Origin of the sequence: Rhodococcus koreensis (genome assembly GCF_017068375.1) — a bacterium.
In the GTDB taxonomy this organism is placed as follows: domain Bacteria; phylum Actinomycetota; class Actinomycetes; order Mycobacteriales; family Mycobacteriaceae; genus Rhodococcus_F; species Rhodococcus_F koreensis.
In genome coordinates, this window is record NZ_CP070609.1 from 2038328 (window position 1) to 2061603 (window position 23276).

The window sequence follows — 23276 nt, forward strand, 5'->3', positions numbered from 1 at the left end:
AGACTTACCACACCCCACCGACTCGGGAGGCCACTCCGTACGTGAGCGGCAAAGTGTGCCGGGGCACGCTTTGCCGCTCACGTCAGCGGCCGGGGCGGGCCTGGGTGAGGTGCGGGACCCAGCCGTGGGTGGGCCACTTCTTCAGGCCGACCTTGGCGGGGACGATCCGCTTGTTCACGAATTGGCTCTCCAGTTCGGTGTCGGACTCGCCCGTGAACCGCCACAGCGCCGCGTCACCGGGTCGTGCCACCGTCGACCACGACTTGACACGGTATGCGGCACGAACGATGTTGTCCGCGAACACGATCACCGGGATGTCGTCGGTGTTGCGCACGGCAGCGCCGGCCGCCCACGCGCCGCGGGACAGTTCGTACACCTCCTCCGGCGTCACGCCGCGCCGGGACGCAGCGGGCACCTCGAGGACGACGCACGGGGTCGGCAGGTTCGGGACGGGTTCTGCTGCGTACTGCAACACGAGGTCGTCGACGGGCACCGCGCGATGCTCGCCCGCGCCGCCGGCGAGATTGCCGAGCTCGGCGCCCTCGACGAGCCCCAGCGCTCCCACGACTCCGCCCCGCACCGCGTCGGCAACGTCGGCGGTGTCGGCGATCCGATGCGCCACGATGTAGTGCTCGACCTCGTGGCCGGAGTCGTAGATCTCGCGGATGCGGGCGATCGTCGCGGCCTTCACCTCGGCGCTGTCGGTCTCCGGATCCTCGAGCGTCTGCCGGTGCTCGTTCTCGGCCAACGCCTCCCACACGTAGCCGTACACCCGGGTGCCGCGCCCGGAGCCGACGTAGAACACCGACCTGTTGCGCGGATCGAGGAGCGCGTAGACGTAGGTGCCGAGTTCCTCACCCACCCGCTTCGGAAACGGCTTCGGCGCGTGGCGGGTCTGATACACCTCTCTCAGAATCAGTCGCAGCGCCGCCAGTTTCAACGCGACGGGAGTACCGCCGTCGATGCCGTCGAACAGTGCGGTGGCGGCGCCCTGCACGGAGGAGAAGGTGTGCCCGATGTGCCGTTCGAGGGACTTCGTGACGTCCGCGAACTGCGCGAACCGCACCCGCGGGTCGGGGGACGCGTTGTCCAGGTCGTTGGACGCGAGGAAGGTCTGGACCTCGGCATTGTCGAGCCAGCGAGAAGTGATGTCGATCGGGATCGTCCAGACGGTAGCCATGCCCCTACCGTAAGGGAAAACCTCGGTGAAGAACTCGGACGACTAATACACCGGGCGATTCGAACTCTTTCGACGTCGTACCCGGTGCGGGAAGATGGAGTGGTACCCGTTCCGACGCAGGTTGGGAGAACATTCATGACGACGCCCAGCTACTCCACCCGCACGGCGGTCGACATCGCTGTCGGCATCCTCATCGCCTTCCGCGGCTGCTCCGAGAACGACGCGTTCACCGAACTCGCGGAGACGTCCCGGCAGCACAAGGTTGCCCTCGCCCGCACCGCCCGCGCGTTGATCGCGTTCATCCAGACCCATCACGACGACCTTCCCGCGTCCGACGTCACCGTTGCGGCCCTGCAGTGGAGCCACGCCACGCCGTACCGCGGCGCGTTCGGCACGGCGGCATGAATTCGGGCGAAGTCTGAGAATTCTCTGGCTTCGACGGCGCGACGCTCCGCAAACCTTCAGACTCGATGTGAGACCGAACGACCTGCGCACCGAGATACGAAGAGGTAACTGAGTTGACGATCCGCAAGATCACGGTTGCCGCGGTAGCGATCGCCGCAGCCCTCACGATGTCCTCCTGTGGTTCCGACGAGTCGTCCGGCTCGAGCGGGACCACCACGTCCACCACCACGTCGGCGACCGAAACGACGGCCGACCTCGTTCTGCCGACAGCCGCCGACCTCAACGCCCTGCTGGCGAAGGGCCTCGACCCGGCCACTCCGCTCGACCAGAAGATCGCCATGGTGGAGGGTTCGGAGCAGGATCCGAACCTGTTCAACCAGGTCGCGGCCGCCGCTCAGCAGGCGGGTGCGCAGGTTCAGGTGCTGGACCCGGTCATCGACAACGGCGACGGCAGCGCCAGCGCGCAGCTGCAGTTGACGATCAACGGCCAGGTGCAGCAGAACACCCTGCCCGCCATCTTCGTGCCCGGCGAGAACGGGACGTGGAAACTGTCGAAGGCGACGGCCTGCTCGATCGTGGCGATCGCGCAGTTGACGTCGCCGGCCTGCCCGCCCGCCTGAGCCGGATTCCGCGTCACACGCCTTCCAGCGCCTCCCCGATCTCCTGGACGGCCCGGTTGTGCTGATCGGTGATCAGCACGTGTCCTGCTGCGATGGTCAGCGCAACCGGCCATTCGATGATTTCGACGGCGGCGAGCAGGCCGATCGCCGCGAAGAATGCCAGCTGCTCGGGACGTGGCAGCGGCACCCTGCCGAGGATCGGTAACTGCACGGCGAAGCTGTGGGCCGCCTGCACCCGCTGGACGGCATCGCTGTGCGACTGCGCCTCCGACGTTCGTTGGGCCATAGTTCGTCTCCCTTGTGCGTGCCGTTTTCCGGTCAGCCACCTTGACCGTGAACCGTGTCGGGTGTGCTGAGTGCCGTCGCCCAGACCGCTGCCGGTGTTTTCTCCGGCGCCGCGGACCCGTTGACCGGGGTGGTCACCCGGGTACTCACCCCACCGCTCCGGGAGGTGTACGCCGTGCTGCTGCGGGCGGGCGTGATCGAGATCGTCGACTGATCGCCCGCAAGCTTCTCCACCAGTCCCGGTGCGAACGCGGCTGCCGCGGTCGCCGCACCCGCGCACCCCAGCGCCTGGGCCCACCCGATCGGTCCGAGCGGGGTGCATCCCAGGAGCTGACTGACCCCGGGCGTACTGACCATCACGGTGAGCGCGGCGAGTGACCCACCCGCGGTGAGGACGACGAGCGGGCTGCGCGAATCGATGAGCGTCTGCCCCAGCTGCGTTCCGACCAGCGCGACCAGCCCGACCGTCGACGCCCGGCGTTGCCTGCCGGTCACGCTCGCCAGCGCCCACGCCGTCGTCGCGCCTGCCGCGGTGGCGGCGCCGCGGATCGCGACGGTCCGCCACAGCGCCGCACTGTCCGGTCCGCGGCCCTCTCCCCGGGTCTGTTCGTTGGGCGGGCTCACCGCGAGTGCGGCTGCCGGCAAAGCGTCGGTGAGCACGTTCACCAGCAGAAGCTGACGCGCGGTGAGCGGTGACCGTCCGGCGATCGCGCTGCCGATCAGGGCGAACGCCACCTCCCCGGCGTTCCCGCCGAGCAGCACCGCCACCCCGGCCTGGACCCGCCGCCACAGCTGGCGGCCTTCATCGAGGGCGTCGCGCAACGCGTCGACGCGGCCGTCGAGGAGCACCACGTCCGCGGCGCTGCGGGCGGGGTCGCTACCGCGCGAGCTGACGCCGATCCCCACACTGGCGGCCCGGATCGCGGCGGCGTCGTTGGCACCGTCGCCGACCATCGCGCAGACGTGACCGACACGTTCGAGGGTCTGCACGATCTGCACCTTGTGCTCGGGCGTCATCCGGGCGAAGACGACGCACTTCTCGACGGCGTTCTCCTGCCCCCGGTGCGACAGGGTGTCCCATTCGGTGCCGCTGATCACCTGCTCGGACGACACGGGCAGTCCCAGCTCTCGCGTGATGGCGGTGGCCGTGACGGGATGGTCGCCCGTGATCAGCCGGACCCCGACCTGGAGGCGTTCGAGGTCGGGAAGCAGTCCGGCCGCCTCGGGGCGCGGGGTGTCGGCCAGCCCGAGTAGTCCGACGAGTTGCAGCCCGCCGCCGCACAGTTCGTCGAGTACGTCGGCGTCGTCGGCCGCGCGTCGCGATTGGAATGTCGTGACGGTCCGGCGGGCGACGGCGATGACGCGCAACCCGTCGGCGGCCATCCCGAGCACGGTGTCGTGGACCTCGTCGGCGTCGATTCCGGTGCAGGCGGCGACCACGACCTCCGGTGCACCCTTCAACGACAGGTGCGTCCCCGACAGCGAGGCCGAGTAGGGCCGTCCGGATCGGAACGGAAGATAACTGCGGTGCTCGCCCTCCGGTGGCAGCAGGTCCGTTGCGGCGTCGGCGATCGCGACGTCGGTGGCGTGCGCGGCCGGACTGCCGTCGCGGGTGACGGCGCTGCGGCCCGCGCACGCGAGCACGTCGTCGCGGTCGAAACCCGGCTGCGGAACGGCGGAGACCACCCGTAGGCGGTTCTCGCTGAGGGTGCCCGTCTTGTCGAAGCACACCACGTCGACGCGGCCGAGCGCCTCCACGGACCGCGGCGCCCGCACCAGCGCGCCCGATCTCGTCAGTCTGCGTGCCGCGGCCTGCTGTGCCAGGGTCGCGACGAGCGGCAGCCCCTCCGGAACCGCGGCCACCGCGACCGCGACACCACTGGTGACGGCCTGCCGCAGTCCGGTGCCGCGCAGGAATCCGACGGCGGTCACCAGCGCCCCGCCCCCGACGCTGACGGGCAGCACCCGGTCGGTGAGGCTTCTGAGCTGCGCCTGCAGACCGACATGCGCCGCACTCGCCGGGGTGATCGCACCGGCACGTCCCGCTTCCGTGGCGTCGCCGACGGCGGTGACGATCGCCGTCGCCGTGCCGGTGAGGATCGTGGTGCCCGCGAACACCATGCAGGCACGTTCGCCGATCGGTGCGCCCGGGGTCGGCGACGTCTGCTTGCTCACCGGCAGCGATTCCCCGGTGAGCGAGGATTCGTCGACCTCGACCCCCGAAGCCTCGACGAGCCTGCCGTCGGCGGGCACCACCTCGCCGGGGCAGATCTCGATCACGTCGCCCGGCCGCAACCGCGACGCCTCCACCCGCTCCGTCACCCAACTGTTCGGGGATCCGGCGACGCGGTGGGCGGGCGGATCCCCCGCCGCCAGCAACCTGTTCAGCAGTCGTTCCGCGTGCAGGCGTTGCACGGCCGACAGCGCGGCGTTCCCCGCGAGCACCGATCCCACGAGCACCGCGTCGATCGGCGAACCCAGTAGCGCGCTCGCCGCCGATCCGGTGGCGAGGACGGGGGTCAGCGGATCCGACAGCTCCGTGCGCATCGCCCGCCCGAAGTCCCAGGCCAGGCCGACCGGCCACGCGGTGAGCCGCCCGATCGCCTCCACCGGGGTCAGCACCAGACGCACCGAGCGGCGGCGGGACGTCGCGGCGTCCACGTCGTTTTGCACGGGCAGTAGCCGGCGCACCTCCGTCGCCGGCATCTCGTGCCAGGCGTGAACCGGGGCGGCCGGGGGAATTTCGGCCCGCAGCACACTGCGCGCGAGAGAATGTCCCGTCCACAATCCTGCCGCCGCACCGACCGTGACGGGCCCGGGTCCGCGGCCGCGCACTCCCGGCAGCATCACGAGCGCACCGAGCATCGACGCCGCCGTGGCGATCTCGACGCCGCGCCGGCTCGCCGTCCGGGCGTCGGGCAGGGACCGCAGCACCCGCCACACCCCGGCGAGGTCGTCGACCAGCAGGTCCGCACACCACGGCGGCGGGGCGCCGCCGGCGAGAACACCGATGCCGACGTCGGCCGCCGACAGGGCGTGCGGCGCGTGGCCGGCCACCACCGCGACCGTCGCGCCGTTCGCCTGCAACTGCGCGACGGCGTCACGGAGGTCCGCATCCGGCGATCCGCTCGACGGGAGCAGGTCGTCGAAAGCCGAGCGGAGTCCGCCGAGTCCGTCCACGTTCACCGACATCACCTGGGCGCCCGACGTGCGGGCCTGCGCGAGCACGGCCGCCGCGTTCGCGTGGTGGGCGGGCGTCACGAGGACGGCGGAATCCTCGTCCACGGCGGCCGAGGCGACATCGCCCGGCAGGTCGGAGAGCGCGTGCCAGCCCACCCCGAGCGCGCCGGCCTCGACGGCGGACCTCGCGGACTCCCACACCCGCGTCCGGTCGGCGTCCCGAACGGCACGGAGTCCGCTCACCCGCAGTTCCGCCGTGTGCAGCACCGACGGGTCCACGACCACCGCGTCGACCCGGTCCAGGCGGCGCAGCGCGGCGGGTCGCAGCACCAGCACGGAGTGCCGGTCGGCGAGTCCGCGCCCGAGCGTCGCGGCGAAGGTCTCCCGTGCGGTGCGGGCCGCCTTCGGCGCGGCGACCAGGGCCGCGTCCGCGGCGCCCGCGACACTGCGGGTCGCGACCCCCACCGCCGTCGCCCCTGCGAACTGCGCGATCGCCGCCCGGTCGACGTCCCGCTCCACCGGTCCGGACGTGCCGCGCACGCGGGGGCGGCTGGCCGAGTCATCCGCGGGGTCCCGGGCCAGTTCGGGTTCGCGGCGGTGCCACACCCGCCGGCCGGACCACGCCTCCGCCGTGATCGCCGACCGCAACGCCACGTCGACGGCGAGAGACGCCGGCGCGCGCCGCAGCACGTCGCCGACGGCCTGAGCGGTGGCGAGCAGCAGTTCGGCGGCGTCCGGCCCGAGCCGGTTCTCGACCATGCCGCGCAGTCGCGGCTGATAGTTGACGAACGTGACCGCGGCGGCGGGCACCGCCGCCGGCAGGCTGGGCATCGGAAGCAGCCGGACACCGACCGCTGCGACCAGGCCCGTCGTCGCGGCGGCCAGTGCGAGAGCCCGTTCGGCGAGTGCGACGTCGTCGCCGGGCAGTTCCCTGGGCCGGTCCCGGACGCCGCCGCGAACGAGAGGGCGGGCGGCATCCTCCGCGCGCGCGACCACCCGGCACAGCGCGGCCACCGACGGTCCGTGGTCGCCGACCGTCACCACCAGGCGGGACAGCGCGCGGTTGAGTTCGGCTCCGTCCACACCGGCGGTCGCGCGGACCGCGCCGAGAACGGCCGCCGCCACGTCGGCGCCGCGCGGTCCGTCGAGTCCGCGGATCTCGATCCAGGCACGGCCGTGTCCGGAACTCGTGCGACGGGCCGGGGTTCCGCCCAGCACCTCGGTGGTGATTTGAGTCGCGGTCCGCGCGGTGGTGGCCACCAGATCGGCGGCGACGGCGCCGCCGTAGGACGCCACCCCGAGTCCGATTCCGGCGACGCGCACCGGCAGGGACGCGGCAGCGGAGACGTATCGACCGAGTCCCACGGCAGCTACTGTGCAGCCGACGTCGGGGCTTCGGTGTCGCGTGAGGTCCGGGACCCCGCGCCGAACTGTCGCAGCACGAGCGCCGCCCCGCCCGCGGTGACCAGCACCGGCCACTCGACCAGTCCCGCGGCGCCGACGGCGGCCAGGGTCAGCGCTGCGGCCGGTGTGGAATGACTTCCGCTCTCCATGCCGGCCCGGGCCCCGCTCGCCGCCCCGCGGACTCCGCCGACCACACCGCCGAGTGCCGCTCCTCCGACCGCGCCGACCGCACTCGTCGTCGCGTTCGCAGCACCTGTCACGGCGTTCACTGCGCCGTCGACGATTCGCATGATGAGCTCCCATCGGCCGTGGCCACTCCCGCCGGGGCACGGCGGATCATGTCTGCGATACCCACCTCAGGGTATTCTCAACCGCCGCGCACCGGAACAGATTTCAGGGAACTCTCAGATATTACCGAATAACGTTCTGCTCCAGAGGAATTCGTTCACCCTGTTCGGTGCGCCAGAATTCCCACCCGTCGCGGGTCTCGACGTCGCCGCTGATGTGACTGGCAACGGCGGTCGCCGCGGTCGTGGGGTCGGGGAACCGGCGGCCCTGCATCGGACCGCGGGTGATCTCCAACGTCCCGGTGCCGGAATCGAACCGTCCGACCAACCGATATCCCTCGAAGTCGGCGACCACCTCGAGCCGGGCATCGACCAGTTCCTCCAAGGCTGCGGTCGCCTTGGCCGGCTTCTTCCTGGCGGAGGCGCGGGCGGCGGCGTCGGCACGCAACGTGGCCGCCGTGGTGGCGCGCTGAGCGTCGCTGTAGCGGCTGGGGTCCTTCTCACCGGCGAGCCCGAGCAGGTCCCAGCGCCCGCGGCCGTGCGCGACCCGGCTCAGCGGAATCGCGTGATGCCCGGTCCGCGTGCGCCCCGGGGTGTCCATCATCCACAGGTCCACCTCGGCGCGGATGTCGTCGGCGACCTCGGACGAGGGCACGACGAAGAACTCCTCCGGGGAACTCGCGAGATCCACGAACACCCAGAATTGCGATCCGGTGTCGTCGTCGTCGAGCGACTCGTCCTGTTTACGGGCCTGCCAGTCGCCGCTGAGTTTGGAACGCACCCGCACGATGCAACTCGTGCCGTCGTCGCCCCACACCTGGACGGGGTTGCGCCGCGAGTGGGTGAGCCGGACCGCTTTGCCACCCCGCTCCACGACATCGGCGATGAAGGCCTGGATTCCCCGGCTGGCGGTGTCTTCCACTGTCTACTTGTCCGTCCGTGATTCTGCGTCCCGTACGCAGGTCGGGAGAGGTGTGGCGACGGGATTGCGCAGCACGACTCGGCGTTCTCCTCCTCACCCTACGTGCCGTGCCCGGTGCGCGGTGACTACCCGGTACTGCGGGCCGCTTGCGCGCCCTCGGCGAAGAACCACGACAGCACGAGGGCGCCGGGGTCCACGACGCCTCGCGCCGCCTCGCCGATGTAGCTGGCCCGGCCGCGTCGCGCGGTGATGCCTGCGGTCGCCTCGGCGCCGCGGCCGGCGGCGTCCGCGGCCTCGGCCAGGGCGTCGGCCGGATTCTTGCCCTGCTCGACGGCCGACTCGAGGGCGGTGACGGCGGGGTCGACGGCGTCGATCATCGTCTTGTCACCGGGTTGCGCCCCGCCGAGTTCCTGAATCGTGTCGAGGCCCGCCCGTGCCGCGGCGGCGATCGCTTTCGTGTCCAGACCCTGCGGTGCGTCGACGGCCGCCCGGTAGAACTGCCGGAACCAGACCCCGAACAGCGCGCCCGACGTGCCGCCCGCGTGACCGAGATAGGCGTCGGACAGCGACTCGAACACCGTCGCGGGGGAGTACCGGTCGCGGATCCCGGCGACGTCGACGTGGTCGAGTGCGGCCACCATGTTGGTGCCGAAGTCCCCGTCGCCGGCGCGGCGGTCGAGGTCGGTGAGGTTCGGCTCCTCGGCGAGCACCTTCTCCACGAACGCGCCGAACCACGCCCCCACCGCCGCCCGGCCCAACGTGTCGGCGGTGCCGGACACCTCCGGTTCGTCCTCACGGGAGGCGACATCCGACCGAAACTGCACCGCGGATCGGTCTGCGATGCCGCGGAATTCACCGGCCGGGGCGTTCGGCCATCCCGGTGCGGCGGTCGGTGCGTCCCACAGGTCGAGGAGTTCGTCGTCGCAGCGCACCAGCGTGACGGACGCGCCGTCCATGTCGAGGGCGGTGACGAAACTGCCGACCAGCGACCGCCGGATCGCCACGCCCCGCTCCGCGAGATGGTCGGCGAGTTCACCGAACAGCAGTTGCAACTCCAGCGGATGGGCCGCGCCGAGGCCGTTGACGATCGCGATCACCGACTCGCCCCGCTGCACGCCGAGCGAGTCGAGCACGGGGTCGGTGAGCCGACGGACCAGTTCGGCGGCGGGCAGTGCGTCGACCCGGTCGGTTCCGCGTTCGCCGTGGATGCCGATCCCGAGTTCGATCTGCCCCTCCGGCAGGTCGAACGACGGCGAGTCCGACCCCGGCACGGTGCACGCTCGCAGTGCCACCGCCATGCTGCGCGAATTCCGGGCCGTGCGTCGCCCGAACTCCGCGACGGCGGCGAGGTCGTCTCCGCGTTCGGCCGAAGCGCCGCAGATCTTCTCGACCGCGATCGTGGCCGCGGTGCCCCGACGTCCGGGTCCGTCGTCCCGTTCGGATGCGACGTCGTCGTCGACGAGCACGTGCTCGACCGTGATGCCGTCCTCTGCCGCCAGGTCACCGGCGATGCGGAAGTTGAGGACGTCGCCGGTGTAGTTCTTCACGATGTGCACGACTCCGCCGCCGGCGTCGACGGCCCGGGTGGCGGCCCGCACCTGCAGCGCGTTGGGCGAGCTGAAGATCAGGCCGGGGCAGGCTCCGGTGAGCATGCCCCGGCCGACGAACCCGGCGTGCAGCGGTTCGTGCCCGGACCCACCGCCCGACAGCAACGCGACCTGCCCGGACGGCAACGGTTCCCGGCGGGTGAGATAGCCCGGTTCCGGATGCCATTCGAGGTCGTCGGTGGTGGCGACGGCCCCGCGGAGTGCGTCGACGACGAAGGTCTTGGGTGAGTTCAGGAACTGTGCGTGCGCCATGCCCCCAGGCTAAGCGCCCACATGTGAGTGCCGTGGCGTGCCGGAGCACACTTTGCCGCTCACGTGGGTGGCGGCGGCGAGCGCTTCCTCGAACTCCCGCCTGCCCGACTGCGATCCGAGCAGCAGCGCGAGCCGGGTCAGGAATCCCTCACGGTCCGACTCCTCCGCCTGGTCCATCGCCTCCGACAGTCCCGTCCACACGTTCTCGCGCAGCAGTTCCTGCGGCGTCGCAATCGTCTCCGTGTGTGCGGGGACGACACCGTGCGCGGGGGCGGTCGCCGCCCGCAGGTGCCCGGGCACGTCGCCGAGCAGCGACAGGTCCCGGACCCGGCACAGGACGAGCCCGTCCGGACGGATCACGAAGCATTCCCCCGCGGACGCGCCGAGGGCCGTCGCCAGCGTGCCGTCGGGGTCGTCGAGGACCGTCAGGTCGTCCGCCGCGTCCACCGCCACACCCGGCGCCGGGACGACGACCGCGCGCACCGACTCGGGCGCCAGCGCCATCGACATCGCGGCGGCGTGGGCGGCGACGACGTCGGCACCGGCGGCGTCGACCCCGATGCCCAGCACCGCGAAACCCGTTCCGCGGACACGGTTCAGCGAAGACTCCACCGATCCCCCGGCGGTGACGACCCCAACGCGGCGGTCCTCCATCGGATCCCCGGGCAGCACACCGGTCGTCCCCTCGGCCACCGGCCAGGTGAGCGGCGACAGGTGCGCGTGCGTGGCACTCGACTGCCGCGGGTTGATGAGGTGACCGAACTCCGGGCGGGTCGTGGCCAGCGCCAGTACGGCGTCACGGGTGGTGCGGTAGCCGTGGCTGCCGGGCGACATGATGAGCGTCGACTTGCCCGCGTTGTCGACGTTCTGCTGCCAGGCCCCGCGACGCTCGGCCGAATACGCCTGCAGGAGTGAGTGGTCCGCCGTTCCGTGGACGACGGCGGACAGGGTCCAGGCGAGGGTCTCAGCGTCCTCCATGCCGGAGTTCAGCCCGCGGACGCCGAAGATCGGAACCAGGTGGGCGGCGTCGCCGGCGAACAGGATCCGGCCGTGCGTGAAGTCGTCCAGTGCGAGCGCGTGCGCGCGGTAGAAACCGTGCCATTCGAGGGTCCACGGCACGTCGTTCTCGAGCCAGTCGAGGTGCCGGGTGATCCGGTCGCGGATGCGGTCTTCCTGCGTCTCGAGTTCGGCGTCGTCGGAACTGTCCAGTTGGTAGTCGATGCGCCAGATGTCGCGGGGCTGCCGATGCATGATGATCGTCGAGCCGGGGTTGCTCGGCGGGTCGAACCACACCATCCGCTCGGCGGGCAGCGCCGATTCCCAGTGGATGTCGGCGATGACGTAACTGCCCTCATAACTGTTTCCCTGCAACCGGATTCCCGCCAGTTCGCGCATCCGGCTGCGACCGCCGTCGGCGGCGACGACCCACCGTGCGCGGAGCCGGCGCACACCGAACGCGGTGTCGACGTCGAGGGTCACGTCCTCGTCCGACCGCAGGACCCCGGCGACACTCGACGACCAGTGGAACGTGATCAGCGGGTGCGCGAGCAGGGTGTCGGTCATGATCTGCTCGATCTCGGACTGCGACACGTTGACCATGGGCCCGCGGACGTCGTGCTCGCCGTGCGCCATCTCGAAGTGCAGCACCTGCTCGTCGCGGTAGAAGCTGCGCCCTCCCACCCACGGGAGCACGATCTTCTCGAGTTCGGGTCCGAACCCGAGCCGGGCCGCGACCTCGAGGCTGTGCCGGGAGATACAGATGGCCCGGCTGCCGAACGACACCTGGTCGGCGGCTTCGAGCACGGTGACGGGGATGCCGCGCTGCGCGAGGCCGAGCGCGACACCCATGCCGACCGGGCCGGCGCCCACGACGACGACGGACAGGGCCTCGTCGGTTGCGGTGGTCGACGCGAAGTCCGTCGCCGCGTATTTCCGGGGTTGGAAGTAGGTGGACATGTCAGGCGGCCTCCGCATTTCGTGCGATCTTGTTCGTTTCCGGCAGCATCAGGATCGCGACGAGACTGATCACGGCGATCACCACGAAATAAGCGGTGACGGCCGTCGAACTCCCGAAGGCCCCGAACAGCCACGTCGCCAGGAACGGTGCGAGCCCGCCGCCGAGGATGGCGCCGATCTGGTAGCCGAGCGACGCACCGCTGTAACGGATGTGGGCGGGGAAGAGTTCCGCGAACAGTGCCGACTGCGGCCCCGCGGTGGTGCCGAGCACCGCCGCCATCACGATCATCGCGAGCAGCATGACGGGAATCGACGCAGTGTCGATCAGCGGGAAGAACACCGCCGCGACGATCACCAGCGCGATCGAACTCCACGTGTACACCCGGCGCCGGCCGAGGACGTCGGACTTCCAGGCCGACACCGCCATGCCCGCCATCCAGACCGGGCACGCGACGATCAGCAGGGTGAGCATCGTGGCGCGGCTGTATCCGAGTTCCGTGGTGCCGTACGTCAGGACGTACACCATGAACACGTAGGCGATGCCGTTGGTCGCGATGAACGTGCCCGCCGCGAGCAGTACCGTCCGCCAGTTCTTCGTCAGCACCTCGACGATCGGCATCTTCACGATCGTGTCGCTCTCCTTGGCCTCCGCGAACGCCGGGGACTCGAAGACGCCGAGGCGGATCCACATCGCGACGCCGACGAGCACGGCGCTCATCAGGAACGGCACCCGCCAGCCCCACGTCTGGAACGCGTCGTCGGACAGCAACTGGGTGACGGCGAGGAACACGACGTTCGCCATGATCACTCCGGCCGGAACGCCCATCTGCGGCGCGGCGCCGTACAGGCCGCGCTTACCTTCCGGGGCGTGTTCGGTGGCCATGAGCACCGCGCCGCCCCATTCGCCGCCGACGCCGATGCCCTGCACGAACCGCAACGCCACCAGCAGGATGGGTGCGGCCACCCCGATGGCCTCGAAGTTCGGGAGCAGTCCGATGCCGACGGTCGCGGCGCCCATCATCGTCAGCGACAGCACCAGCATCGACTTGCGTCCGATGCGGTCACCGAAGTGACCCATGACGACGCCGCCGATCGGGCGGGCGATGAAGCCGACCGCGAACGTGGCGAATGCGGCGAGGGTTCCGGCGAACGTCGACGCGCCGGGGAAGAACTGCGGTCCGATCACCAGGGCTGCGGCGGTGCCGTAGATGAAGAAGTCGTACCACTCGATCGCGGTACCGACGAAGCTCGACAGGACTGCCCTGCGCGCTTCCTTGTGAGACACCGGCGGTGTCGCCTCGGTGATTGCCGTCATCGTCTGCCTTCCCGGTTCTGCTGCGCCACACTCATCGCGCTACGGAAAACAATGACCCCACTCACATACGTCTGAAAAGCGGGACTATCCCCACATGAATTGCAGAAAATCCGTGGAAGACACGAAGGCGCAGTTCAGGCCGTGACGAACCGGATGAACGCCCGCGCGACCCGGCTCAGCGTCGTTTCCTGATGCCACGCGACGACGACGGCCACCGACGCCGGTTTCGGTTCGGCGATCGGTTTCACGACGACGGGCAGGCCTTCGTACGTGACGTCCACCCGGGGCCGTTGCAGCAGCAGCGTCCACCCCAGGCCGCGCCCGACGAATGCCCGCGCCGTCTCGAAGTTCGCGGTGCGGTACGCCACCCGGGGCGCGAACCCGGCCTGCCGGCAGACGTCCATCGCATGGTTGGTGCTCGGCGGCGCGTCGAGGAGCACCATCGGGTGCTCCGCGAGATCCGCGAGGCGTACCGGCCCGTCGACGCCCGCCAGCGGATGTTCCGCCCCGAGCACCACCATCGGCTCGCGGGTCATCAGCGGCACGGTCTGCCAGTCCGGGGGCAGGTCGAGGTCGTAGACGATGGCGACGTCGAGTTCGCCGCCCTCGAGCTGCGTCCGCAACCGGTTCTGCGTGTCTTCCCGGAACTCCACCGACGCGCGCGGGTACTCGGTGGTGAACGCGTACAGCATCGACGGCAGGATCGTCGGGCCGAGCGCCGGGTAGCAACCGACGGCGATCGGCCCCGCGACGACCCCGCCCGCACCGGATGCGTCGGCCTGCAATTCGCCCGCCTGCTGCAACAGGGCGCGCGCCCGCGACAGGACCGCCTCCCCCGTCGGGGTCAGCTGCACACCGCGGGCCCGCCGGCGGACACACAACTGCGCCTTCAGTGCCTTCTCCAGATCCGTCACCGCAGCGGACAACGCCGACTGCGACAGGTGCATCCGCTCGGCCGCACCACTGATCGTCCCGGTCTCCGCTACCGCCACGAACGCCGCCAGCTGGCGCATCGTGTACGCGGGGACGTTGTCGGGGCGGGGCATGCAAGAACGGTAGCGCGGACGATCAGCGTCCGGTGGCCGCCGGAACCTGCTCGAGCACCTCCCGGGTGGCGGCGACCAGCCGCGCGAGCCACGCGTCCGTGCCGACCGACCGCCGGAGCGGCTCGTTGGGGAGTTCGACGCTCACCGGCAGGTCTGCCGGCAACGTCGACCAGATGTCGGCGAGCGGGATGCCACCCGCCCCGGGCACGAGTCGCTCTTCGCGCGCCTGTCGGATCAGTTCGGCGTCCTCGGTGGGCGCGGGCACCGAGCCGTCGCACATCTGCGCGTAGTGCAGCCACTCCCGCGGGATCGCCGTGAGGTCGGCCGCAGTGGTGCTCGACCGTCCGACGTGCAGGGCGTCCACCAGCACGCTGCGCGCCGGGCCGTCGGCCTGCGACACGATCTCGACCGCGGCGGTCGCGTCGGGTACCGCCGTCCACGGCATGAACTCGAGGCTCGCGACGATGCCGTAGTTCGAGCACAGTGCCGCGAGCCGGGCGTACGAGTCGGTGAGCCGGGCGCGATCGCGGTCGTCGCCGCCGACGAGCACGGCCCTGGCGCCCAGCCGCGCGCCCGCCTCGAGAAGCGGAACGTAGTCCTTCTCGTCGAAATCAGCTCCCAGCCGGATGATTTCGAGGTCAAACACCTCGATCGGCGAATCCTCGAGACGGCGCACCAGCGCGTCGAGGGCGGCCGGGTCCTCGTGCAGCGGGTAGGCGGTGGTGCCGGGTGCGGCGGGCAGCAACCGGATGCCGATCGTGTCGAAACCGTGTTTCTCGGCGAGGTCCACCTGCTCGAGCGGCGCGGTGTCGAGCACCGTGAGCGCGGCAAGGCCGAGTGGGGCGGTCATCGCAGTTCTCCTGTCGCCGAGGCGAGGCGGCGACCGGTGAGGTAGCCGAAGGTCATGGCCGGGCCGAGGTTGATGCCGCCGGACGGGTAGTGACCGCCCATGACGCTGGACTGGTCGACGCCGACGGCGAACAGTCCGCCGATCGGCTGGTCGTCGTCGTTCAGCACCCGGGACGTCGAATCGGTGACCAGGCCCGCGAATGTGCCGAAGCTGCCGGGGACCACCTTGACCGCGTAGAACGGGCCCTCCTCGAGCGGTGCGAGGGCCGGGTTGGGCCAGGGGTTGTCGGCGTCTCCGGACCCGACGGTGAACGGTGTGGTGCCACGGCCGAATTCGGGGTCGACGCCGTCGCGGGCGCCCTCGTTGAATGCCGCGACCGACTTCTCCAGGCCGTCCGGGTCGACGCCGATCTTCTCGGCCAGTTCGCGGACCGTTCGGCCGCGGGTGAGGTAGCCCGACTTCAGGTACGGCCACGTGGGGATCGGCAGCGGCTTGGCCATGCCGAGCGGGAAGTACCGCAGGTACCGCTGGTCGGCGATCAGCCAGGAGCACACCTCCTCGCCGTCGGGCACCTGCTCGACCATCGCGAGCGTGTAGTCGTGGTAGCCGAGCCCCTCGTTGACGAAGCGTCGTCCGTCCGCGAGAACACCGATGGCGCCGGGCTTTCCGCGGTCGAGGATGTGCGGGAACACGCCCTTCTTGCCGTTGCGGTACCGGATGATCGACACCGGGCAGTACGCGACCGGGGAGGCGACCGAGTCGTCGAGTCGGCCGCCCGCGGATTCGCCGAGCGTGATGCCGTCGCCGGTGGTCGTGGACGGGGTCAGCGTCCAGTGCTCGCGTCCGGTGGGGGTGCGGGGGAACAGTTCGCGGCGCCGGTCGACGTCGCGACTGAAGCCGCCGGTCGCGAGGACGACGCCGCGTCGGGCGTGCACGGTGTAGGCGCCGTCCGGGCCCGCCAGCCGGACACCGGTGACGCTGCCCGCGGAGTCGGTGGTCAGTGCGGTGGCCGCCGTGCTCACGCGGATCTCGACGCCGGCGTCGAGCGCCGACCGCAACAGCCTGCCGACGAGCGCGGTGCCGTTGACGAGCTGCTGGCCGCGGCGTGTGGTGGCGAGGTCGAGCAGGTGCGTGGACACCCGTTTCGTGCAGTGGAGAAATGCCTTCGCCGAACGCGTCGAGTGCAGGAAGGCCTGCAGGTCCGGGCCGGCCATGATGCCCATGCCGAGGAACGACGTCTCGTAGAGCTGGCGACGCAGGAGCGCCGCGACGTCGGGGCCGAGTTTCCGCAGGCTCACCGGCTTCGGTCCGACCGAGCGGTGGCCCGTTCCGGCACCGGGTGTGTCGCCGTGGATGTCGGCGATCTTCGCGCCCGGAACGAACTGCAGCGCCGTCTTCTTCTCGAAGAACTCCACCATCTCGGGCGCGCCGTCGAGCAGGGCGTCCACCTTGGCGGCGTCGAAGTTCTCGCCGAGCCGGTGTTCGAGATACGTGCGCGGCGCCGAGCGGTCCTCGTTGACACCGTCCGCGTGCGCGAACAGATTCCGCGGCGTCCACATCCACCCGCCCGACCACGCCGTGGCGCCGCCGCACGTGTCCGCCTTCTCGACGACGAGGACGGACGCTCCCCCGTCGGCGGCGGCGACGGCGGCGGACAGGCCGCCCGCGCCGGAGCCGATGACGACGACGTCGTAGGCCGGGGTGGAAGGGTCGGGGGTCATGCGTTCTCCTTGGTGGTGACGGGGGCCGGGGCGGGCGTGAGGTCGACGACCCGGCCGGTGCGGGACGACTCGTAGACGGCGGCGACGATCGCGAGCGAGGCGCGGGCGTCGCGTCCGGTGACGGCAGGCGCCCGGCCGGTCAGGACGGCGTCCGCGAAGTCCTGCACCTGGAGGGTGTGGAAATCGGCGAGTCCGGCGTTGACCTCGGTGACGTCGAGATTGGCGCGGACGTCAGAGGTGAAGGGCGCCCGGAACTCGGTGTCGCCCGGCACGGTCCAGATCTCGTTGACACCCTCCTGCCCTTCCGGGAATTCGAGAACGCTCGCGACCGCACCGGTCTGTCCGATCACGGTGACCCGGTTGCCGAGGTTGTGGTTGGCGCCGGTGGTCGCGGTGACGGTGGCGGTGCCGCCCGACGCGAACGACACGACCGCCGACGCGCTGTCCTCGGTCTCGATGTGCTCGCCGTGCGTGTGGGTGCGGATGAAGCCGCTCACCTGGACGGCCTCGCCCATGAACCACTGCAGCATGTCGATCTGGTGCACGGCCTGCGTCATGAGGACACCGCCGCCGTCGGTGTCCCACCGTCCGCGCCACGCGTCGGCGGAGTAGTAGGACGACGGGCGGTGCAGGATCACCGACGCCTCACCGAGTACCGGAACTCCGATCCGGCCGTCGTCGATCGCATCCCGGATGCGGCGGGCGGCGGGCCAGAAGCGGCGCTGGAACAGCACCCCGAACGTGATGCCCGCGCGGTCGGCGGCCTCGATCATCCGGTCGGCGGCGGCGACGTCGACGGCGATCGGCTTCTCGCACAGCACGTGAATGCCCGCCTGCGCGGCCGCGACGACGACCTCCTCGTGGACGGGATGCGGCGTGCACACGGTGCAGGCGTCGAGACCGAGGTCGAGTAGTTCCGCGACCGACCCGACGGCCGTCGTGATGCCGTGCGCCGCAGCGAATGTCCGGGCCCGCTTCAGGTCGGGGTCGCAGCACCCGACGACCTCGACGCCGGGCACCTGCTGCAAGGCCCGGGCGTGGTTGCCGGCGATCTTGCCGCAGCCGACGATGCCGATTCGTAGTGCCATCAGAAGTGCTCCTCGGTTTCGACGTCCCGGGCCGCGGCTTCGCCGCGGTCGAGACGGTTCAGGGCGTCGACGTCCCCGGCCGTGAGCCGGACGTCGAGGGCAGCCAGGTTCTCGGCCTGACGTGCGGGATCGGCCGACCGGACGATCGGGACGACACCCTGCGCGCGATGCCAGGCCAGGACCACCTGCGCGGGCGAGTGGCCGAGGCGTTCGGCGATCGCAGTGACCGCGGGTGCGCCGAGCACGTCGCCGCGGCCGAGCGGACTCCACGACTGCGTGGACACCCCGAGTTCGTCGTTCGCGCGGCGGACGGGCAGCCGGGCGAGCGAGGGGTCCATCTGAATCTGGTTGACGGCCGGGGCCTTTCCGGTCTCGGCGACGACGCGGCGCAGGTGCGTGCCCAGGAAGTTGGAGACGCCCACGTGCCGCACCAGCCCGGCGTCCCGGCAGGCGAGCATCGCCTCGAACGCCGCGACGTATGTGTCGTGGCGTGGCAGCGGCCAGTGGATGAGGAACAGGTCGAGCCGATCGAGCCCGAGACTCTTCAGGCTGCGTTCGACGGCACCGCGGATGTCACCCGACACGTGATCGCTCCCGCGCAGTTTGGTGGTGACGAACAGTTCGTCGCGGGGCAGACCGCACTCCGCGAGGGCGGCGCCCACGGCGTCCTCGTTCCCGTAGATGGCGGCAGTGTCGATCAGCCGGTAGCCCGCCTCGATGCCGGACAGCACGGCCCGGGTGGCGTCCGGACCGGTCAGCGGCCAGGTCCCGAGACCGAGGGGCGGGATCGCCATCATGCGCTGACCACCTCGCGGGCCTCGGCGGCCGCCGTGATCTTCGCGGCGACGTCGGCCGCGGTCACCAGAGCGGCATGGATGGAGCCGCCGTCACCGCTCGCGTCACCGACCGGGTGGACGCCGAGCCGGGGTGCCAGCCCCCTCAGCGCGGCGAGCAGGTCGGCGCGGGGCTCGACGCCGTGCGAGATCAGCAGTTCACCGGGAGCGTCGACCACCCGCTCCTCGCCGCCGGTCGAGATCACCACCCGGTCTTCCTCGATCCGCGTCACGATCGACGACAGATGGGTGGTGAGGTTCTCGCTCGCGGCGAGCCGCGGCAGCAGCACGATCTTTCCGCGCCGGCCGACGTCGTGGGCGATGGCCTCCTGCGGGCCGATCATGACGACCGTCGTGCCGTGCTGGAGCAGGTCGTCGGCGACCGCGGCCGCTTCCCGGTCGGCGCCGAAGATCGTGATCGCCTCGGGGGCAGGGTCACCGGATGCCAGGAACTCCCGGACGTCGCGGACCCTGCGGGTGCCGGCCCCGGGGAGGTCGACCGCGGGTCCGCGGCCGCCGGTCGCGAGCACGATGGCGTCGAAATCCAGGCCGGCCAGTGCGGCGGCGTCGACCCGCGTGCCGGGGTGGCAGGTGACGTCGAGGTCGGTGAGTTCGGCGAGGTACCACTCGACGATCCGCGAATACTCGGGGTACTCGTGGAGCCGGGACGCCAGCGCGAAATCCCCACCGAGGCTGCCGCGTTCGTCGTAGAGGTCCACGCGGTGCCCGGCGAGGGCGAGGTCGCGGGCGGCCGCCATGCCGGACGGTCCGGCCCCGACCACCGCGACGCGCACGGGCACGTCCGCCGGCGTCGACGGCTGCTCGAGTTCGCGGCCCACCCACGGGTTGACCGAGCACGGGACGGGTCCGGCGGCGAGGCTGTCGATGCAGTAGTTGCAGGCGATGCACGGCCGGTACCGGCCGCCGTCCAGCGCGCGGTTCGGGAAGTCGGGGTCGGCGTGCAGCGTGCGGGCCATGCTGACGAAGTCGGCCTGCCCGGATTCGATGATCTGCGCGGCGATCTCGGGTGAGCTGATCCGGCCCGCGACGCCGACCGGGATGTCGAAGTCCCGCGTGTACTGCCGGGAGTAGGGGGCGAGGAGGCCGCGCGGCCACTCACCGGGCTGGATGATCCACTGCCCGGATTCGTAGTTGCCGGCGGAGACGTCGAGGAAGTCGAGGCGGTCGGTGTCGATCGCGTCGATGCGGGCGCGCGTCGTCTCGGCATCGAGTCCGCCGTCGATCGCCTCGAACGCCGAGAACCGCAGTCCGAGAGCGATACCCGGGGCCATGGTGCGGACGGCGTCGATGACGCGGTTGACGAACAGCGTCGGGTCGGCCCACTCGTCGTCGCGGTGGTTGTACGCCGGTGAGAGGAATTGGTGGATGAGGTAGCCGTGCCCGCCGTGCAACGAGATGACGTCGATTCCGGCTTGCTGACAGCGCGCGGCGGCCTCGCCGAAGCATTCGACGATGTGCTCGATGTCGTCGCCGTCGAGTTGCTCGGGCATGTCACCGCCGACCACCGCGCACGGGATCGGTGACGGTGCGACGGGGACGAATCCGCTGACGGCGCCCTGCGCGGTGCGGCCGCCGTGGTTGAGTTCGACACCCACCAGCGCGCCCTGCGCATGGATCGCGTCGGCCAGCTTCGCGATGCCCGGGAGGCGTTCGTCGACGTCGACGCCCATCTGCCGGATGCGGCCCTTGCCGTCGGCGCGCACGTAGCTGGCCTCGGTGAACACGAGAGCCGCGCCGCCCGCCGCGCGGCGTTCGAGATACGCGATGTACTCGTCGGTCATCGTGCCGTCGACCTCGCAGTAGTTGCGTTCCATCGGGGCCGACACGAAGCGGTTGCGCAGTCGCACGTTGCCCAGGTCGAGGGGCGCGGCGAACGGGTGCGCGGTCATCGGGACTCCTCCAGGACGGTCGGGGCGGACTGCTCGGCGAGCAGGTCGCCGAGGTGGCGTCGCATGCGCTCGGGGTCGGGGGTGACGCCGGTGAGGAGGGCGAACGTGTCGGCCGCCTGCGCGACGAGCATCTGGCCGCCGTCGAGGACTGCGCAGCCGAGAGCGGTTGCCGCCAGAACGAGTTCGGTGCGCAGCGGGCGGTAGACGATGTCGGCGACCCACAGCCCGGGATGGAGCGCGCCGGTGTCGAACGGCGTTCCCGGATATCCGACCATGCCGATCGGGGACGCGTTGACGACGCCGTCGCAGTGCGCCAGGTTCGCTTCGATCGCGTCGAGTCCGATGGTCGTGACCGTCGTCTGCGGGAACGCGGCCTCGAGGCGGGCGCAGACGTCCGCGGCACGGGACGGGTCGACGTCGGCGATCCGCAGGTCCCGCACCCCGGCGGCGGCGAGCGCGTAGGCGACGGCCGAACCGGCACCGCCGGCGCCGGCGAGAACGACGCGTCCGAGCGCGGCGTCGGGCAGTCCGCGGCGCAGCGCCGAGAGGAATCCGCTGTGGTCGGTGTTGTGCCCGATCAGGCGGCCGTCGCGGACGACGACGGTGTTGACGGCACCGAGAAGTCGTGCGTTGTCGGACAATTCGTCGAGGGATTCGACGATCGCCTGCTTGCACGGGTGGGTGATGTTGAACCCGGTGCAGCCTGCCGCGACGGCACGCCGCAGTGTGTCGCCGGACCTGTCGACGGGGATGCCCTCAACGGCGACGTCGATCAGGTCGTAGCGGTAGTCGGTGAGGCCGAGCGCGGCGGCCTCGTGTTCGTGCAGCGCCGGGGACAGGGACGTGGCGATCCCTGCCCCGACGAGGCGGATCCGGTGCCGGGTGGATTCGGGGTGCATGAAGGTCTCCTGCAGAGGTGTCGGTCAGGCGTCGTTGCGGACGAGCGCCTGCTCCCGCGTGCCGGCCGTCGTCGCGTCGGGTTCGCCCAACTGCTCGGTGGGGGTGCGGTAGGTCTCGGGACCGGTGAGCGCGGCGGCCGAGGACAGCAGGGCGAAGCCCAGGCACATCCAGGCGACCGGGGTCCAGTTCGCAGTGTCGCCCGCCGACAGCCACTGCGCGATGGCCGGGGTGAAACCGGCGACCAGCAGTCCGAGCATGAGGCTCACGGCCATTCCGGTGTACCGGACCTTGGCGGGAAACTGTTCGGGGAAGTACGCGGGGTACACGCCGTTGGGCATCGCGTAGAACAGGCCGATCAGGACGATGCCGGCCGCGAACACCATGGGCGCACTGCCGGTTCCGATGGCGTGGAAGAACACGAACACCATGCCTGCGGCGCCGACGGCGCCCGTCACGAACACCGGCTTGCGGCCGATCCGGTCGGCGAGGATGCCGAACAGCGGCTGGGTGAGCACCGCGACGAAATTGGCGGTGGCGATGGCCCACAGCATGGTGGAGCGTTCGAGCCCGGCGACCTGCACGGCGTACGCCAGCGCGAAGACGTTGACGATCGTGTTGATCATCGCGAACGTCGCGCTGAGGCTGATGCGAATCACGGTGCGCCAGTGCGAGCGGAACATCTCGACGACGGGAATGCCTGCCGTGTCGTCCTGTTCCTTCAGCTCCTCGAAGACTTCCGGCTCGTCGAGCTTGCGACGCAGCCAGACCGCGACGCCCGTCACGACGATGCTCAGCAGGAACGGCACCCGCCAGCCCCACGAGTAGAGCGCGTCGTCCGGCAGGGCCGCCACGGGAATGAACACCAGACTCGAGATGACGATGCCGAACATGATGCCGCTCATGGTGAAGGAGGTGAAGAATGCGCGGCGACCGTCGGGCGCGTGCTCGAGGGTCAACGCGGAAGATCCGGGAGATTCTCCGCCCGCGGACAGGCCCTGCAGCAACCGCAGGAGCACCAGGATGATGGGCGCGGCCATTCCGATCTGCTCGTACGTGGGAAGGCAGCCGACGACGACCGTCGCGATGCCCATGAGGAGCAGGCAGGCCAGCAGGGAATTCTTGCGGCCGTATCGATCGCCGAGGTGCCCCCACAGCACGGCGCCGAGCGGACGCGCGATGTACGCGACGCCGAGCGTGCCGATCGACAGCAACGTCGCCGTCGCTCCTCCGCCAGGGAAGAAGATCTTCGGGAAGACGAGCGCTGCCGCGGACCCGTAGATGAAGAAGTCGTAGTACTCGAGCGTGCTGCCGAGGAATCCCGAGACGGCGGCCCGGCGGGCGTTCTCGTTCGGTTGTCCCCCGGTGTCGCGTGTAGACGTGCTTGCCATGGTGTTCCTTTCGTCCCAGGATCCGGTGTCGCCGCGAGGCGTTCTTCGGAGGTGACTCACCTCACACGAAGTTCCGGACCGTGACGAGCGTGTCATGGCGGACTATGCGCAGTCCAGCGCAAAAAAA

General features: G+C 70.8%; 18 protein-coding genes. 2 read left to right on the forward strand and 16 right to left on the reverse strand.

Features of this window, described 5'->3' with window-relative positions; translation table 11 throughout:
• Window positions 1-82: 82 nt before the first annotated feature.
• Window positions 83-1180, reverse strand: coding sequence for a GIY-YIG nuclease family protein (locus JWS14_RS09440; RefSeq protein WP_072940342.1), 1098 nt, complete (start codon window positions 1178-1180; stop codon window positions 83-85).
• A gap of 135 nt (window positions 1181-1315) precedes the next feature.
• Here JWS14_RS09440 and JWS14_RS09445 point away from each other — a divergent pair, with 135 nt between their 5' ends.
• Entirely contained in the window at window positions 1316-1585 is a 270-nt protein-coding gene (locus JWS14_RS09445; RefSeq protein ID WP_072940340.1) for an ANTAR domain-containing protein, read from the forward strand.
• A 113-nt stretch (window positions 1586-1698) separates the two neighbouring features.
• Entirely contained in the window at window positions 1699-2205 is a 507-nt protein-coding gene (locus JWS14_RS09450; RefSeq protein WP_072940337.1) for a WKL family lipoprotein, read from the forward strand.
• Window positions 2206-2218: 13 nt separating this feature from the next.
• On the opposite strand, the gene JWS14_RS09455 is transcribed toward JWS14_RS09450, so the two are convergent.
• The 15 genes from JWS14_RS09455 to JWS14_RS09525 all read right to left on the reverse strand — a co-directional run bounded on the left by JWS14_RS09455 (window position 2219) and on the right by JWS14_RS09525 (window position 23149).
• Window positions 2219-2491 carry a hypothetical protein gene (locus JWS14_RS09455; protein WP_072940334.1) on the reverse strand — a complete coding sequence of 91 codons (273 nt, stop codon included), beginning with the start codon at window positions 2489-2491 and terminating at the stop codon, window positions 2219-2221.
• Window positions 2492-2523: 32 nt separating this feature from the next.
• Window positions 2524-7035 (reverse strand): cation-translocating P-type ATPase, encoded by a 4512-nt coding sequence (locus tag JWS14_RS51445; RefSeq protein ID WP_206012999.1) that lies wholly within the window; start codon window positions 7033-7035, stop codon window positions 2524-2526.
• Between the two features lie 5 nt (window positions 7036-7040).
• Window positions 7041-7364, reverse strand: coding sequence for a hypothetical protein (locus JWS14_RS09465; protein ID WP_072940329.1), 324 nt, complete (start codon window positions 7362-7364; stop codon window positions 7041-7043).
• A gap of 121 nt (window positions 7365-7485) precedes the next feature.
• Complete coding sequence (locus JWS14_RS09470) at window positions 7486-8283, reverse strand: hypothetical protein (protein WP_072940327.1); 798 nt, start codon at window positions 8281-8283, stop codon at window positions 7486-7488.
• Window positions 8284-8408: 125 nt separating this feature from the next.
• Window positions 8409-10142 carry a dihydroxyacetone kinase subunit DhaL gene (gene dhaL, locus JWS14_RS09475; RefSeq protein ID WP_206013000.1) on the reverse strand — a complete coding sequence of 578 codons (1734 nt, stop codon included), beginning with the start codon at window positions 10140-10142 and terminating at the stop codon, window positions 8409-8411.
• Window positions 10143-10151: 9 nt separating this feature from the next.
• Window positions 10152-12098 (reverse strand): FAD-dependent monooxygenase, encoded by a 1947-nt coding sequence (locus JWS14_RS09480; RefSeq protein WP_206013001.1) that lies wholly within the window; start codon window positions 12096-12098, stop codon window positions 10152-10154.
• A gap of 1 nt (window position 12099) precedes the next feature.
• Window positions 12100-13413, reverse strand: a complete 1314-nt coding sequence (locus JWS14_RS09485) for an MFS transporter (protein WP_206013002.1) — start codon at window positions 13411-13413, stop codon at window positions 12100-12102.
• A 134-nt stretch (window positions 13414-13547) separates the two neighbouring features.
• Window positions 13548-14459: a LysR substrate-binding domain-containing protein gene (locus JWS14_RS09490; protein ID WP_206013003.1), complete on the reverse strand. Its 912-nt coding sequence runs from the start codon at window positions 14457-14459 to the stop codon at window positions 13548-13550.
• Window positions 14460-14481: 22 nt separating this feature from the next.
• Window positions 14482-15309, reverse strand: coding sequence for a sugar phosphate isomerase/epimerase family protein (locus tag JWS14_RS09495; RefSeq protein WP_206013004.1), 828 nt, complete (start codon window positions 15307-15309; stop codon window positions 14482-14484).
• On the reverse strand, window positions 15306-17030 hold the full coding sequence (locus tag JWS14_RS09500) for an FAD-dependent oxidoreductase (protein WP_206013005.1): 1725 nt from the start codon (window positions 17028-17030) through the stop codon (window positions 15306-15308). Before JWS14_RS09500 ends, JWS14_RS09495 begins: the two co-directional genes overlap by 4 nt.
• Window positions 17027-18118 carry a Gfo/Idh/MocA family protein gene (locus tag JWS14_RS09505; protein WP_206013006.1) on the reverse strand — a complete coding sequence of 364 codons (1092 nt, stop codon included), beginning with the start codon at window positions 18116-18118 and terminating at the stop codon, window positions 17027-17029. Before JWS14_RS09505 ends, JWS14_RS09500 begins: the two co-directional genes overlap by 4 nt.
• On the reverse strand, window positions 18118-18915 hold the full coding sequence (locus JWS14_RS09510; protein WP_206013007.1) for an aldo/keto reductase: 798 nt from the start codon (window positions 18913-18915) through the stop codon (window positions 18118-18120). Before JWS14_RS09510 ends, JWS14_RS09505 begins: the two co-directional genes overlap by 1 nt.
• Complete coding sequence (locus JWS14_RS09515; protein WP_206013008.1) at window positions 18912-20861, reverse strand: oxidoreductase; 1950 nt, start codon at window positions 20859-20861, stop codon at window positions 18912-18914. The genes JWS14_RS09510 and JWS14_RS09515 overlap by 4 nt, the downstream gene beginning before the upstream one ends.
• On the reverse strand, window positions 20858-21760 hold the full coding sequence (locus JWS14_RS09520; RefSeq protein ID WP_206013009.1) for a shikimate dehydrogenase: 903 nt from the start codon (window positions 21758-21760) through the stop codon (window positions 20858-20860). Before JWS14_RS09520 ends, JWS14_RS09515 begins: the two co-directional genes overlap by 4 nt.
• Window positions 21761-21784: 24 nt before the next feature.
• Window positions 21785-23149, reverse strand: a complete 1365-nt coding sequence (locus JWS14_RS09525) for an MFS transporter (protein WP_072940297.1) — start codon at window positions 23147-23149, stop codon at window positions 21785-21787.
• Between the last annotated feature and the right edge of the window lie 127 nt (window positions 23150-23276).

Bases quoted from the DNA above. Each gene is read 5' to 3' on its own strand.
- JWS14_RS09465 (WP_072940329.1), bottom strand. From the start codon at position 7,364: ATGCGAATCGTCGACGGCGCAGTGAACGCCGTGACAGGTGCTGCGAAC.
- JWS14_RS09495 (WP_206013004.1), bottom strand. From the start codon at position 15,309: ATGACCGCCCCACTCGGCCTTGCCGCGCTCACGGTGCTCGACACCGCG.
- JWS14_RS09500 (WP_206013005.1), bottom strand. From the start codon at position 17,030: ATGACCCCCGACCCTTCCACCCCGGCCTACGACGTCGTCGTCATCGGC.
- JWS14_RS09515 (WP_206013008.1), bottom strand. From the start codon at position 20,861: ATGACCGCGCACCCGTTCGCCGCGCCCCTCGACCTGGGCAACGTGCGA.
- JWS14_RS09520 (WP_206013009.1), bottom strand. From the start codon at position 21,760: ATGCACCCCGAATCCACCCGGCACCGGATCCGCCTCGTCGGGGCAGGG.
- JWS14_RS09510 (WP_206013007.1), bottom strand. From the start codon at position 18,915: ATGATGGCGATCCCGCCCCTCGGTCTCGGGACCTGGCCGCTGACCGGT.
- JWS14_RS09490 (WP_206013003.1), bottom strand. From the start codon at position 14,459: ATGCCCCGCCCCGACAACGTCCCCGCGTACACGATGCGCCAGCTGGCG.
- JWS14_RS09440 (WP_072940342.1), bottom strand. From the start codon at position 1,180: ATGGCTACCGTCTGGACGATCCCGATCGACATCACTTCTCGCTGGCTC.
- JWS14_RS09445 (WP_072940340.1), top strand. From the start codon at position 1,316: ATGACGACGCCCAGCTACTCCACCCGCACGGCGGTCGACATCGCTGTC.
- JWS14_RS09505 (WP_206013006.1), bottom strand. From the start codon at position 18,118: ATGGCACTACGAATCGGCATCGTCGGCTGCGGCAAGATCGCCGGCAAC.
- dhaL (WP_206013000.1), bottom strand. From the start codon at position 10,142: ATGGCGCACGCACAGTTCCTGAACTCACCCAAGACCTTCGTCGTCGAC.
- JWS14_RS09480 (WP_206013001.1), bottom strand. From the start codon at position 12,098: ATGTCCACCTACTTCCAACCCCGGAAATACGCGGCGACGGACTTCGCG.
- JWS14_RS09525 (WP_072940297.1), bottom strand. From the start codon at position 23,149: ATGGCAAGCACGTCTACACGCGACACCGGGGGACAACCGAACGAGAAC.
- JWS14_RS09455 (WP_072940334.1), bottom strand. From the start codon at position 2,491: ATGGCCCAACGAACGTCGGAGGCGCAGTCGCACAGCGATGCCGTCCAG.
- JWS14_RS09485 (WP_206013002.1), bottom strand. From the start codon at position 13,413: ATGACGGCAATCACCGAGGCGACACCGCCGGTGTCTCACAAGGAAGCG.